Consider the following 15,535-nt stretch of genomic DNA (forward strand, 5'->3'; position numbering starts at 1 on the left):
CGAACAAATTTTAAGACGTTATCTTTTATAGCGATTATGTTATTTTTGTTCTTTCAATTGCAGGTTTACAAAAAGAAGGATAAAAATGTACCACTTGCTTATGCCTTTAGTTGTTCAATATGAGAAAATTGTGGAGGAATCATATGGAGTCAAAAATTCTTATTGTTGATGATGATAAAGAGATTAGAAATCTTATCTCTGTATATTTGGAAAATGAAGGTCTGAAAACTCAAAAGACAGAAGATGCTATTGAAGCGTTAGAACTGTTAGAAGAAAAGCGATTCGATCTTATTATTTTGGATGTTATGATGCCTAATATGGATGGCATTGAGGCGTGTATGAAGATTAGGGAAGAACGAAATATGCCTATTATCATGCTTTCTGCAAAATCAGAGGATATAGACAAAATTCAGGGTTTAGCCTCTGGTGCCGATGATTATTTATCAAAACCGTTTAATCCGTTGGAGTTAATCGCTAGAGTAAAATCCCAACTAAGAAGGTTTAAAAAATATAATACAAATACAGATAATGATAAAAGTATCCTAGAAATTGGTGATTTGACCGTAAATACAGATACACGTCAAGTATGGATAAGAGGCACCGAAGTAAGGCTAACTCCAAAAGAGTTTGATATACTCGAACTACTTGCTCGTAACAAAGGGATTGTTCTGAGTGTTGCAAAAATATATGAAGCAGTTTGGAAAGATGTTTTTTATAAATCGGATAATACTGTCATGGTGCATATTACAAAAATAAGAGACAAAATTGAAGAGGATTCTAAACATCCCATTTATATTAAAACTGTTTGGGGAATTGGATATAAAATATGAAGAGTGTTAGTTTTAGAAATAAAATAATTACAAAACTTCTTGTTGCTGTTGCAGTTAGTTTTTTTGTTTCGTTTGGTTTAACAATCCTCACTTTTATATATATCATAATACCATTAACTCTAAATCACTATCTTGATGATCTTAGTGCATTTGACAATAATATGCTTACATTTCTTATATTCACGTTAGCGATCTTTACTTTTATAATCATTTTTTTAATATTGGTTCGAAAGAAAATAGTATATTTGAAGCTCATTTCTGATAATGTGAATGATATTGCCAATGGAAAACTGGGTTTGACAATTGAGATTGAGGGAAAAGACGAATTGACCCAACTTGCTCAAAATATTAATTATATGTCCAAGGAATTGGAGAATACATTTGAACAGGAAAGACGATTGGAACGTACAAAAAATGAACTCATAACCAATGTATCTCATGACTTACGCACACCATTGACATCTATTATCGGCTATGTAGATTTATTAAAAAGAGGGCAATACGACAGTAAAGCACAATTACAGGAGTATCTCGAAACCACTTATTTAAAATCACAGAGATTGAAATATCTAATGGATGAACTATTTGAGTACACCCATTTATCAGACATCGATGCCAAGTTAAACCTTAATGAAGTTGATTTATCAGGTTTGTTGGAGCAAATAGTTGGAGAATACACTCCTATATTTGAAAAGGAAAGTTTAATTGTTCAAAAATCAATAACGGAAGAAACAATACCTATTTTCATGGATGTAGAAAAAATGGTACGTGTTTATGAAAATCTGTTTATGAATGCGATAAAGTACAGCATGAAGCCATCCGAGTTATCAATATGTCTTGAAGTAATAGATAATAAAGCAATTTTGAAAGTATCAAATAAAGCTGAGAAACCACCTGTTAGCGATCCAAATAAATTGTTTGAGAGATTTTTCAGGGGTGATAAGGCCAGAAAAGATAATCAAGGAAATGGACTGGGACTCGCTATCTCAAAAAGAATTGTTGAACTTCATAATGGTAATATACATGCAGAATATAAAGAAGATTGGATATCCTTTATTGTTGAACATCCGATCATATAGAATGGCTTATGGAATGAAAGGTTCCATAAGCTTTTTTAAAACTTAAGAAACTTCTTAAGTTAATAATTCAAGTAGGCCATTCATAGTAGACATGATACTGACAAATTAATTTTTTTATTATTATAAAGTAATTAACAGAATAAAGGGGAAGTTCATTGATATGAACAATGGAAAAGACGATAGTAAATTTAGCAACCAGTGTGTTTCGATATTTCATCGGGACACACTGGTTTTATTTTATATAAATGTGGAACAAATGTATTACTTAGATTGTCTATTAAGTGTAATCCTAAAAGATATGAAAGTACGAATCAATTTGAAAAATACAAAGGTATTAAAAAGAGGGATATGTGTGGGATGAGATGGTCTATATGAAAGTGGTCCTAATGTCTTATATGTATATAGAATTTGATAGCACTGTCTATTTTTTGGAGGATTATGTTAAAATAACGTTTTTTTGAGCACAAAGATATTGGAGGTAACAGAAGTGAAAGGTATGTTTTACAAGAGATTTATTGCAATAGGAACAGTGCTTACACTATTTTGTAGCATGGTTGTTACATCTGGAAGAGCATCAGCGGAAACAGTCCCTGTTTTAGACGTAGAAGCAGGATCAGCAATTTTAGTAGAAGCAAATTCTGGAAAAATTTTATATCAAAAAAATGCAGATGAATTATTAGCAATTGCTAGTATGACAAAAATGATGAGTGAATACTTAGTTCATGAAGCGGTGGATAAAGGAAAACTTAAATGGGATCAAAAAGTTAAAATTTCTGAATATGCATATAAGATTTCGCAAGATCGCTCATTATCAAACGTTCCATTAGAAAATGGTGGCTCTTATACGGTCAAAGAGTTATATGAGGCAATGGTAATTTACTCTGCAAACGGTGCAACAATTGCTTTAGCTGAAGAGATTGCTGGAAAAGAAGTCAATTTCGTGAAAATGATGAACGATAAATCAAAAGAGTTTGGAATGAAAAATTATAAATTTGTAAACTCTACAGGTTTAACAAACCATGATTTAAAAGGACATCACCCAGAAGGGACAACTCCAGACGAGAAAAATAAAATGTCCGCAAGAGATTGTGCGATTTTAGCACAACGTCTTATTCAAGATTTCCCGAAAATATTAGATACAGCAAAAATCCCCAAAAAAACATTCCAAAAGGGTGGCAAGTATCCGATTGATATGACGAACTTTAACTGGATGTTAAAAGGCTTAATTAAGCAATACGAAGGTGTTGATGGCTTGAAAACAGGAACTACTCCAGAAGCCGGAGATTGTTTCACTGGTACAGTAGAAAGAAATGGTATGCGTCTAATCTCTGTAGTGATAAAAGCAAACTCTCATACAGCACGTTTTGATGAAACAAAGAAATTATATGATTATGCATTTGCGAATTTTGAAGTGAAGAAGGTCTATGGAAAAGATTCAGTAGTTAAAGGGCATGAAACAGTACGAGTAGCAAATGCAAAGGACAAAGATGTGGTTGTTCAAACGAAGCAAGCTGTTTCACTTCCAATGCCAAAGGGCAACAAAGACGTATATAAAAAAGAATTTAAAGTATCGAATAACGAACAAGAAGCGCCTATTAAAAAAGGTGTAACAATTAGTCAAATGATTATATCGCCTAAAGATAGTACAGATCCTGGGTTCTTATCAGGTAAATCATTACAAGTAGACCTGGTAACAAAATCTGAAGTAGAACAAGCTAATTGGTTTACACGTTTAATGCGCGAAATAGGATCTTTCTTTAGCGGTATGTGGAATAGTGCGGTTGATATAGTAAAAGGTTAGTTTTAAGAGCCCCCCCCTTGTGGGAGCCATTTCTTACGATATACTCAATACCATTTATATCTATAGGGTAAGGCTAAAGATTAGCTTGAAACAAAAGGGATTAAAGTATTATAGATTCCTATGTGAAGGGCTTGGAATTGAGGATTGCGTTAATTCTCAAATTTGTTTCATCGTAACTGTGGGTATTACTAGCATAAAACTTTTAATTAAATATTTGGTTTCTAAATTTCTCTACGGTTTTATATCTCATTTTCGTTAGCTTGATGGCGATGGGGTAGTACCAAATCGCTATCAAGCAAAGATAAATTTATATCCATATAATCAAGAAAGGCTATTCTTTTTGTAGAAATATACAGAAAGGATGGCTTTTATTATGAATCCTTCGACTCAAAGGATTCTGGTGCAAGGTTAGTTTAATAAAGTTACATGATGAAAACACATTCATTATTCCATCAAGTGACAAATAAAATCGATACCTGGTACTTATTTCTGTTATTAACTTTTATAAAAATTTAATAAAATCTTTTCTTTCTATTAAATATTTTATTTTAAATTATTTATATAAAGAAATGGAGGCCAGAAAATGAATTTTTTAAAGAAATTTAAGTATCTCTATGTATATAGTTATTCTTTGATTTCAATCGAATAAAAAAGCAAGGTATTCGAGAAAAAAGTACGGTACCATACAGAGAAAACGCTCTCCCATACAAAAGTAAATTGTACCGAAAGTGATAAAAGCGAATGTTATATGGAGGGAACCCCCTAATAATTTCACCTGAAAATCGGTAATTAATGAAACAAAGAATAACAAAATGATACATGATTACGAGTTAATATCCCAAAAAGATAGGATTACTAGTGACAATCTTTGATACTGACAAGTGAGGTGACGTCGATGAGAGGGACATTAATAAAAAGTGGAGTATTTATTTTAGTTTTAACAGGAGGGCTATATCTTACAAAATACGTATATGACCATCATAATAACCGAGTTAAAGTAAGAGACACGATTCAACAAATATCAATAGAGCATGGTATACCGCCATGGATTCCTTTATCTATTGCATTCCATGAAAGTAAGTTTGATCGAAACGCAGTTGGAGATCAGGGCACATCATTTGGACTGTTTCAGCTTCATCGAGGTGGACTAGCACCTAAAGATTTAACGAACGAAGATTTGAAAAATGCAGAAACCAATACTCGAATTGCAATATCTAATATGATAAATGCATATAACCGTGGTTTACAGCAAAATTTAAAAGGACCAGAGCTATTAAAATATGTTGCTAATACCTCAGGGTGGCCTGGGAATAAGGGTGTTCAATGGACAAATAAGCAGACAGACTATAACGAGGGGTTAGAAAACAGTTTTAAAATGTTTTCTAAACGACAATACGATTTTATAGAATGAAATTTCTTTTTTCTTTCTATTATTGTATAACTTATACCTAAATACGAAAGTTCCCTAAAACAGATACATAGATTGACTTTGTACTGCTTATATTAGGAATTTAAAGAAACAATATGTATAATTCTCCCACTACAATAGTATAGTGGCCTTTATTAACAGTAAAATCTACAATTTACAAGGAGAACATTTTATGAGTAAGAGAATAAAAGAATTAGATTCCATACGAGGGTTAGCAGCACTTACAGTGGTATTTGGACATTTTTGTTTAATGCTACCATCGTTGCCTAATTCTATTAAATTTTCCCCGCTTAGGTTTTTATGGGCTGGCGGGGAAGCTGTAATCGTTTTTTATGTACTCAGTGGTTTTGTGTTATCTATGGCACTTTATCATTCAAAAACAAATTATTGGGGATATTTAATTAAGCGTTTTGTACGAATCTATATCCCTTATTATTTTTGGATAATCATTACCTTTGCTTTATTTATTTTGTTCTCGCCGTATGAAGTGGCTGGACTACGGGATTGGTTCTATGATAGGTGGCAAGGGTCTATAACAAAAATAGATATTATAAACCACTTTGTGCTTCTTAATAATTTTTTTACGGAAAATTATAATCCAGTTATCTGGTCATTGGCTCAAGAAATGCGTATATCTATTGTGTTTCCGTTGTTATTCCTTCTTTTTTATAAACTGAGTTGGAAGAAAACTATACTAATTGCTTTGAGTTTTTCTTTAATTAGTGTTTTCCTTAATATGTTGCATATAGGGAAAGCAGAGGGATTTTATAATGGTTATGCCGATACACTGCATTTCACATCGATGTTTATGGTTGGAATGTTACTTTTTAAGCATCAGGAAAAGCTTATCTACTTATATAGGAATATGAAAAAATTTAATAAAGGATTTCTTATTGCATTAGGGATTATTCTATATTTATATTCCATTTTAATTTATGGTTTTTCCCGTAATGATACTACTTTCTTATTAAAAGATTGGGGTGTCGTAATCGGTGTTAGTATATTTATAATAATGGCCATGAGTAACCTAAAAGTGAAAGCATTTTTAAATAAGAGTGTATTTGTATACTTAGGAGAAATTTCATACAGTATCTATTTGTGTCATTTTCCAATCATGATGGTACTATTTAAACTTTTGTATACAAAGATACCTATCTTTTTCCTTCTTGCTTTGTGTATTTCAATGACAATGCTTTTTTCTATAGTTTCGTATCATTTAATTGAAAAGAAATGTATCAACTGGGCAAAACAAAGAACAACAAATTTCCCCAAAAAGGTGTAATACTTAAAGGGATATTATTTCTTTATTAAATATACGAATATTACCGATTCCTAAATATATTAGGAATCGGTAAATTATGGATTCTATATAAATATACTAAAATTGAACGAATTTTTAATTTTATACTTAACTCCCAAAATCCTCTTACTAAAGAGAATCTTCGTAATGTTTTTCCAGACATAACCGAAAGTATAATTAGTAAAACGCTAGTTTCCTTGTAGCTGCTTGGTCAAATAAAGCTGGTTTCAAGAGGAAGAAATGCTCAATGTATACAGGTTTAATTCTGTATTAATAATTATTAGGGGTAACAACACATCGCTATCTATATCTAAAATGTTATATAAAACTATTGAATATTTTATTCGTAAAAACAGAGGTGTAAAATGAATTTTATTTCCGAACTACTTGTTACCTTTGCAATTCCTACAATACAACTCACATTCTTGTTACTACTCATTTTTGTTTTTAGCTACTTTGTAGTATACAAAAAGGTATGTAAAGGAGGGGGGGAATTTACCGTACAACAAGTTATATTATTTATATTGATAATAGGATATTATTCCCTTGTATTATCAGCCACTTCATTTGGTCGTCCAGATGATATAACTTTCGCAAGAACAATTGACTTTGATGTACTTAGTGTTTATAAAAAAGCATGGAATACCTTTTCATTTTCTTCTTTTTTCCATATCATTGTGAATATAGGTATGCTTTTTCCGTTAGGAATTTTATTACCTTTATTTAGTAATGTTTTTCAAAAAACAAAATGGATGTTAATCAGCTCAATTATAGCAAGTTTATTGATTGAAATCCTTGAATTTACAATGCAACGTGGAAGTATGGAACTAGCCGATTTAATTCATAATACTTTAGGAATGATGTTAGGATATTCTATGTTAAATATAGTTCTTATATTGTTGAAGAAAAAAGAAACAGATACACAAATGACCAAATATTTATTTCTTCCGATTACAGTAAGTTTTGTTGCACTTGGAATAATGATTTCGTATCAAATGAAGGAATTTGGGAATATGCCTTTAGATCCCATTACAAAAACAGATATGTCTGATGTCACTATAAAAACATCAATAGAGTTAAAAGACGAAGGTGAAAAAATGCCTGTTTACAAAGAGAAAATCACAAAAATTCCTGATGACAATGAGCTAGTTACAAAAAAAGAACATGTTCGAGATGTCGAAATTCTGTCTCCCAAAGAAGCATTTCAAAAACTAAAACAAGGAGACTTTGATCCTATAATATCTTTCAAAGCAGGTGATACATTAGTCATTACAGATTATAATATAGATTACCACGCTGATTCAAAAGGTTTTTCTCAACCTATTTATGTTTTTCAAGTACGCTTAAATGATAATGGGAAAGATAGTTGGTCTCAACCTATTTCTGCGAGAAGATAACGTAGATTTTCATGTTTTTGTTCATGTGAAATAGTTTAATCGAGTTGTCTTGCTCATTTAAAAAATCTCCTATGGAATTTAATTGAAATTGAAATTGAAATTGAAAAACATTTAAGAAGAACAATTAGGCTGTGGGCTATTGTATAGTGTAGATATGAATAACAAAAAAGGGGGACTATATATGTGGAAGCGATTTGTAGCGATTGGTGATAGTTTTACCGAGGGGATAGGGGATGAAGTTGAGGGAATAGCATTAAAAAGCTGGGTAAATCATTTTGTTCAACTGTGTGTAAACGATTTAAAGTATGCTAATTTTGCAAAGCGTGGGTTAGTAACTAAAGAAATTCGCTCGCAGCAATTGGAAAAGGCATTAACTTTTAATCCAGATTTGGTTAGTCTAATTGCAGGTGCAAACGATGTTTTAAAAGGACGTTGGAATCATCAAGCATATAAGAACGATATGGAATTTATGATAGATACATTAAGTAAAGCTGGTGCTGATATTATTATAGCAAACCTTCCAGATTTTACTGTTAGGCTTCCATTTCCTTCTGAAAAAAAACAAGTATTAAAAGAACAATTATTAGAGGCAAATGAAGTTATACTTTCACTGAGTAGAGAGTATAAGCTTCATCATGTTGACGTTTGGAATCATCATTTAGTTAATGACAATACGCTTTGGTCTACGGATTTAATTCATCCGAACTCAAAAGGATATGTAAAAGTTGCTGAATTGATTTTTAGTAGTTTGCCTGTACAGAAGGCAGAATAATAGTTTGCAATTTAACGAATACGATATTAATTGTACTAAGCTATGTTTTTTAGTAGATGGAGAGAACTAAAAACTTAGCAAACAAAGCGTATCTACGATATATTTCTACAGTAGTGCACAAATGCAGAATCACAAGGAAAGATCACCTACGGAAATAGGTGATCTTTAAACATTTTTATACCTAAATTAATATATATTATATTACTAAATAAATTCGTACTGCATAAAAATTGAGTTCTTTTATAGAAAAACTGATGTTACATTATCTTAAAATATATTATATTTTACAAGAGATTCATAACAATATTATATAATAACATAGTCAAATCATATTTTGGGGATTTATCCCGATTGCGTATAATGTGTAATTTTTTTGAAGCAGTAATGTCCAATAAATTAAATAGGTAGTAAATGTAAAAGTTTCAATACTATATTATTCAATCTTTGTTATGAGTACATTAGTAATTGTTAGTATTATATTTTTAATATCTACTTTAGTTATTGGAATTAATTTTAATAGAAAATATGTAGGATAAGGAAAGGTACATATACTTTATTGTATATGTACCTTTTTATTTAGTAGGATTTATAGTCTCTATAAACTATTATGTTAATAAAATTAAAAAACTTAATTCTTGATATCCTTATGGTTAAAGCCATCTATAAAATGACAATATAACTAAATAATTGTTTGGTATGATTTGTGGATTTAGTTTTTTATCCGAATTTTCTGATTCAAATATTTCAACTTTATGAATATAGTAGGTGAAATATTTGTGTGATAGTATTTGAGATAGAAAAAAGCCAACTTTAAAAAGGATGTGAATTGAATGTGCAAACAACTGTAAATGGTTATATTAAGGTAATGTTTAGCTGTTTTTAGTGTAAGGCAAAGGTCTATTTTGTAACAGTTGATATAAAAATGAAGAAATAGGTGTACTCTAATTTATCTGACTATTTTAAAAATACGAAACCTTGAGATTAGTCTAGGTTTTAACGAAGTTAAATTCTAGGTGAAATATCTATAATGATTAATTAGGTTTAATAAAGGGGTACCTTATACGCAAAAGCGTTTATATTAGTAACCTAAGGAGCTTGCTTTTATGAAAACTACCGATTCAAAAGGCCTATTAGGAAATAGGGTTTATTTACAAGTTTTCTCTGCCTATTCATTGCTTATGCTTGGTGTTTTTATTGATATGTTAGCGATTATGACTATAGTTGGGTTTGAATGGGAAGTAGATCCTACCATGATTGGATTGATTCCTGTTGCATATGCACTTCCTGGAATTATTTTTGGCTCATGGGCAGGTGTTATTGCAGATCGTTTTAGAAAAATTCCAATTATGATGTTCTGTAATCTAATGGTTGGTCTAATAACAATTGCTCTTTTATTTGTACAAGATATCCTCTGGCTCTTAGTGGCATTAATGATTCGTTCCATTTTTATTGTTTTCTATTATCCTGCACAGCAAACACTAACAAGACAGATTGTATCCCCGGATTTGCTTACTAAAGCAGTAAGTATCAACGGAATAGTAGAGCAGGGTACCAAGATAGTAGGCCCACTTATAGGCGGCATGTTGCTGAGCTGGTTTCAACCAGAGTTCTGCCTCATTATAAGAGCTGTAAGTTGTTTATTAGCTACCTTAGTTCTGATACCCACAATAAAATTTAAAGAAACTATATCGAAAGAATTTGTTGAAAAGCAAAAACAAAGTACTTGGACCGCTTGGGTACAAGGATGGGGTTATGTGTTATCTAATCGGATAATATTATCAACTATGATTTTCGTTACAATAGCCATGGCAGTATTACAATTAGTAGACTCACAATTCCCAACTTTATTTAAGAGCTTATTCCCACATGATAAAAGTAAAATGGGATATATCATTTCTATTATTGGTCTTGGCGGAATCCTTGGTGCATTACTAACTCAGAAATTAAAACAATTTCAATATGGCTGGGTAGTATGTGGAGGTATGGTTTTAATGGGAATTGGTTTTTGGGGGATTGGTTTGATAACGCCCGGTACGGTCTTCGTTTTGGCCTATTTAATTAGTTTTATCGCTGGTATTGGAAGTGGGCTGATGCTTGTATCTAATCAAGTCATTTTACAAATAGAATCCGATCAAGATCAAGTAGGAAGAGTATTTGGTATTCAAAGCAGTTTAACAAATGCAGTTCTAATTATTTCTCCTGCTATGAGTGGCCCATTAGTGCATTTGTTTGGAGTAACTCAACTCTATGTTTATGGAGGGATTGGGCTTGTTATCATTGGAGTAATTGGAGTTTCAATGCAGAAATATTTATGGGCTAAACATAAACACGAACCTATAAGAGCAAATAATTTTTGAAGGGAAGATTTTTATGACCAATGAGGAATGTTATCCATTAAGCCATCCGCAGCGAAGAATATGGTATACAGAAGTTATTCATTCTGATAAAGGAATATGTAATTTAAGATTCTTATTTAAACTTCATCGAAAAATGAATTATTCAAAATTAAACCAGGTTGTGAATCGTGTTATCAGTGAAAATGACGGTCTGTGTATTAGGTTAAAAGAAAATGGGCATCAGGAACCGAAACAATATTTTATTAAACATGAAGAACAAGAATTTGAGTTTTTTGATTTCAGTAATGTGGAGAATACAAATTTGCTTGAGGAATGGATTGAGCAGAAAACAAAAGAAACGTTTACATTATTTAATTCGAATTTATACTATTTCGCTTTAATAAAATTAAACGATAATGAATGTGCAGTCTTTGGAAATGTTCATCATATTATTATGGATGGTTTATCAATTCAAATATTTACTGAGCAGATTGCAAAATATTATTATGAAATGCATAACGAGAATGAGGAAGGCGAAATTAAAAATTCATATGTTCAATTTCTGACCAATGAACAAACATACTTGAATAGTAGTCGCTTTCAAAAAGATCAAAAATTCTGGTTAGAGGAATTTAAAACACTGCCATCTGTGACCGGATTGAAGCCCTATAATACGTACCAAGTTAGTACCAAAGCATCACGTGAGACGTTTATATTAACGGAGCATTTGAAGAGAAAGATAGAAAATTTTTCTGAAGATTACAAAATTAGTTTATACACCCTTTTTGTTGCTGCTTTCTCGTTGTCCATGTATCGGTGGACCTCATCGCTTGATATTGGTTTAGGAATGGCTTACGGCAACCGTATGAATAAAATGGAACGAAAATTGATTGGAATGATGGTGAGTACAGTTCCTTTAAGAATGGATATTGATCCAGAAGAAGAAGTACTTTCATTTATTAGTAGGGTGTCCAGAAAACAAAGTAAATCATTAAGACACCAGAAATATCCATTTGATTTGTTATTAAAGCAGATTAATAAAGAGAATAACAGTAATGTGAGACTTTTCGGAACTACGATTGATTATAGGGATCGTGATGAAAGTGGTGACTCACTATGGATTCCAAACCATGAAGAGGTACAAGATTTTGCAGTGCATATTGAAAATCTAATTGATATTGACTCTTTACATGTACATATTGATTATCGTGAGGAGCTATTTTCTAAGGAAGAGATAAAACGGTTTTCTAACGTGATGTTAGCGATAATGGAAAACATTTTTGAAAAACCAAAGCAGAAGGTAGCTGAAATCGAAATCATTTCTGATGAAGATAAAAGAAAAAGTTTAGTTGAGTTCAACAATCCTAAGCTGGATTTCCCATCTCAAGTAACTATTCATGAATTGTTCGAACAGCAAGCGTTGAACTATCCAAGCGATATTGCAGTTACGTATGGAAAAGAAAAAGTTACTTATAGGGAGCTTAATGAACGTGCAAATCAGTTAGCTCATTATTTGCAGAAAAAGGGAGTAAGACCTGATACTTTAGTTGGACTGTGCGTTGAACGTTCCCTCGAAATGATTGTAGGTATTTTAGGGATTTTGAAGGCTGGTGGGGCTTATGTTCCACTTGATCCAGCATATCCAGAGCAGCGACTTCAATATATTTTAGAAGATGCTAGCATTCAGTTATTCGTAACGCAAGAAAGTTTAAAAGAATTGAAATGGTTACCAGAAAATGTTGAGTCGATTTGCCTGGATCGTGATCAAGATGAGATTGGGAAAGAAAGTAAGATTTTGCCGGTTTCTGATGTCAGTTCCCAAAATCTAGCATACGTGATCTATACTTCGGGATCAACGGGGAATCCAAAGGGCGTTATGATAGAGCATCACAATGTCATTCGGTTATTTAAATCGACGGATTGTTGGTATCAGTTTAATGAAAAAGATACTTGGACGCTTTTTCATTCTTATGCATTTGATTTCTCAGTATGGGAAATTTGGGGAGCATTATTATATGGTGGAAAATTAGTTGTTGTTCCGTACTGGATTAGTCGATCACCTAAGGATTTTTATAAATTATTGGTGGAGGAAGAAGTCACAGTTCTAAATCAGACACCTTCCGCATTTCGACAATTAATACGAGTGTGTGAACAAGAAGATAAGAATAAAAACTTGCAGCTGCGTTATGTGGTATTTGGCGGAGAAGCGTTAGAACCTATTAGCTTGTTACCGTGGTTTCAAAGGTCTGGGGAGAAAAAACCACAGTTAATTAATATGTATGGAATTACAGAAACTACAGTTCATGTTACATATTATCCAATTACTCTAGATGATGTGCAGCATGCTTCAAGAAGTAATATCGGAAAACGAATTCCAGATTTAGAAGTGTATATACTAGACGCTTATCAACAACCTGTTCCTATAGGTGTAGATGGTGAGCTTTATATTGGCGGGGCAGGGCTTGCACGTGGGTATTTAAATAGACCTGAATTAACAGCAGAGCGCTTTATATCTCATCCATTTAGTAGTGATTCGAAAGCAAGATTATACCGGACAGGAGACTTAGCGAGGTATTTGCCGGATGGGAATCTGGATTATCGTGGAAGAATTGATCATCAGGTTAAAATACGTGGTTTCCGAATTGAGATTGGGGAGATTGAGTCTACTTTAAATGCATATGCATCTATAAAAGAGGCAGTTGTAATTGTAAGAGAAGATCAACCGGGCGATAAACGATTAGTAGCATATGTTGTAGGAGATGGAAATGTAGGTGCGTGGAGAGAGTATCTTAAAGCGAAACTACCAAGTTATATGGTTCCTTCGGGATTTGTGGCGATGGAAGCTATTCCACTTACAGCTAACGGTAAAGTTGATCGTGAGGCCTTACCTGTGCCGGAGGAAAAGCAGATTAAAAATGAAGCTGTTGCCCCTCGGAATAGTAACGAACAGATACTGGCTACCATCTGGAAGCAAGTGTTAGGTGTTAAAAAGGTGGGAATCTATGATAATTTCTTTGAAATTGGTGGTGACTCGATTCTCAGTATTCAAATCATATCTCAAGCAAGTCAAGTGGGGTTAAAACTTACTCCAAAGCAAATGTTTGAATGCCCAACTATTGCTGAGCTGGCAAAAGTGGCTATAGAAACGCAGGGAGTACAAGCGGAGCAGGGAATTGTAACAGGAGATGTACCACTCACTCCAATTCAGTACTGGTTCTTCGAGCAAGAACATTCACGTCCGGAGCATTGGAATCAATCGATGCTTTTAAGAGTAAAAGAGAGATTGGACGTGAAGTTACTAGAAGGAGCGATCTTAAACTTACTAAAGCATCATGATGCTTTACGTTTCCGGTACGAACAGTTACCAAATGGAACGTGGAGGCAGAGAAATGAAGGGACTGATGAGCTGTCAGTACTCCATGTTGTAAAACGGAACAGAGTCAATGGAAAAGAGTGGAATAAAATAATACAAGAAGAGATGAACATTAATCAAGCTAGTTTCAATTTAGTTACTGGTCCGTTAATGAGAGTAGTTTATTTTGAGGACACATTGACTGGGAATGATCTGCTATTCTGGGGGATTCATCATTTAGTAGTAGATGGAGTATCATGGAGGATTCTATTGGAAGATTTACAGGCGGTATATAACCAGATGAAACAAGATCAAGAAGTTAGTTTACCTGCAAAAAGTACATCTTTTAAAGAGTGGTCTGAACGACTCCAGACATACAGTGATTCGGGTATTTCAAAAGAAGTATACGATTATTGGAATGAACAAATAGAAAAAGAAACGATGAAAATTCCAATGGACTATCCAATACAAGAAACAACAGAAGAATCGATTGATCAAGTGACGAGGACTTTAGGAATAGAAGAAACACACGAATTGTTACACGAAGTTCCAGTCACTCATAAGACAAGGATTGATGAGGTACTATTAACGGCATTAGGACAAGCTATCGTCGATTGTACAAATCAGCAAACGGTTTCTATTCATCTAGAAGGACATGGAAGAGAAGAGGTAATTGAAGGTATTGATTTATCAAGGACAGTGGGCTGGTTCACGAGTATTTATCCCGTTCATCTCAATTTTCAAGGAACTCAAACACCTATTGAAGGGTTAAAGGCTGTCAAAGAACAATTGCGTCGAATTCCGAATCGCGGAGTTGACTATGGTATTTTACGTTACTTGAATAAAGGATTACTTCCGTTTTATCAGCAAAAGCCTTCAATAAGCTTTAACTATTTGGGCCAATTTGATCAGGTTTTTTCAAGGGAATCTTTGTTTATGCAAGAGACAGGATTTACATTTTTAAATCATGCTCCAGATTCCAAACCATCTCATCTAATTGATGTTATCGGAATGGTGAAAGATGAAAAGTTACATTTTGTTTGGATGTATAGTAGAGAACAGTTTTCTAAATTAAAAATTCAATTGATAGCAGATGGTATGTTGAGGCATCTTCGTCAACTTATAAACAAACCAACAACAGAGTCTGCTTTTACGGTATCAGATTTTGCTGATGCAGAGGATCTTACGGAAGAAAGCTTGAGCAAAGTATTACTTAAATTAAAAAAGAAGAGGGTGTAA

At 32.8% G+C, this 15,535-nt stretch carries 9 protein-coding genes and 1 pseudogene; all 10 read left to right on the top strand.

Translation table 11 applies throughout. From position 1 onward, the window contains the following. Window positions 1–143: 143 nt before the first annotated feature. The 10 genes and pseudogenes from JFU23_RS27860 (at window position 144) to JFU23_RS27900 (ending at window position 15,535) form a co-directional block, all read left to right on the top strand. Complete coding sequence (locus JFU23_RS27860) at window positions 144–830, top strand: response regulator transcription factor (RefSeq protein ID WP_201033275.1); 687 nt, start codon at window positions 144–146, stop codon at window positions 828–830. Further along, entirely contained in the window at window positions 827–1,909 is a 1,083-nt protein-coding gene (locus JFU23_RS27865; protein WP_201033277.1) for a HAMP domain-containing sensor histidine kinase, read from the top strand. The genes JFU23_RS27860 and JFU23_RS27865 overlap by 4 nt, the downstream gene beginning before the upstream one ends. Window positions 1,910–2,396: 487 nt before the next feature. Further along, complete coding sequence (locus tag JFU23_RS27870; RefSeq protein WP_307838454.1) at window positions 2,397–3,710, top strand: D-alanyl-D-alanine carboxypeptidase family protein; 1,314 nt, start codon at window positions 2,397–2,399, stop codon at window positions 3,708–3,710. Between the two features lie 895 nt (window positions 3,711–4,605). Further along, window positions 4,606–5,121: a transglycosylase SLT domain-containing protein gene (locus tag JFU23_RS27875; RefSeq protein WP_201033280.1), complete on the top strand. Its 516-nt coding sequence runs from the start codon at window positions 4,606–4,608 to the stop codon at window positions 5,119–5,121. A 142-nt stretch (window positions 5,122–5,263) separates the two neighbouring features. Next, window positions 5,264–6,421 (top strand): acyltransferase family protein, encoded by a 1,158-nt coding sequence (locus JFU23_RS27880; RefSeq protein WP_201033281.1) that lies wholly within the window; start codon window positions 5,264–5,266, stop codon window positions 6,419–6,421. A gap of 89 nt (window positions 6,422–6,510) precedes the next feature. After that, window positions 6,511–6,642 (top strand): annotated as a pseudogene (locus tag JFU23_RS31270) (Fic family protein); the annotation flags it as partial. A 162-nt stretch (window positions 6,643–6,804) separates the two neighbouring features. Next, window positions 6,805–7,836, top strand: a complete 1,032-nt coding sequence (locus JFU23_RS27885; protein ID WP_201033282.1) for a VanZ family protein — start codon at window positions 6,805–6,807, stop codon at window positions 7,834–7,836. Window positions 7,837–7,990: 154 nt separating this feature from the next. Further along, a complete protein-coding gene (locus JFU23_RS27890; protein ID WP_137057945.1) occupies window positions 7,991–8,608 on the top strand; it encodes an SGNH/GDSL hydrolase family protein in 618 nt (205 codons plus the stop codon). Between the two features lie 1,103 nt (window positions 8,609–9,711). Next, window positions 9,712–10,965, top strand: coding sequence for an MFS transporter (locus JFU23_RS27895; protein ID WP_201033283.1), 1,254 nt, complete (start codon window positions 9,712–9,714; stop codon window positions 10,963–10,965). 13 nt (window positions 10,966–10,978) lie between these two features. After that, window positions 10,979–15,535, top strand: a complete 4,557-nt coding sequence (locus JFU23_RS27900) for a non-ribosomal peptide synthetase (RefSeq protein ID WP_201033284.1) — start codon at window positions 10,979–10,981, stop codon at window positions 15,533–15,535.

It is taken from the genome of Bacillus sp. TH50 (assembly GCF_016650565.1).
GTDB lineage: Bacteria > Bacillota > Bacilli > Bacillales > Bacillaceae_G > Bacillus_A > Bacillus_A mycoides.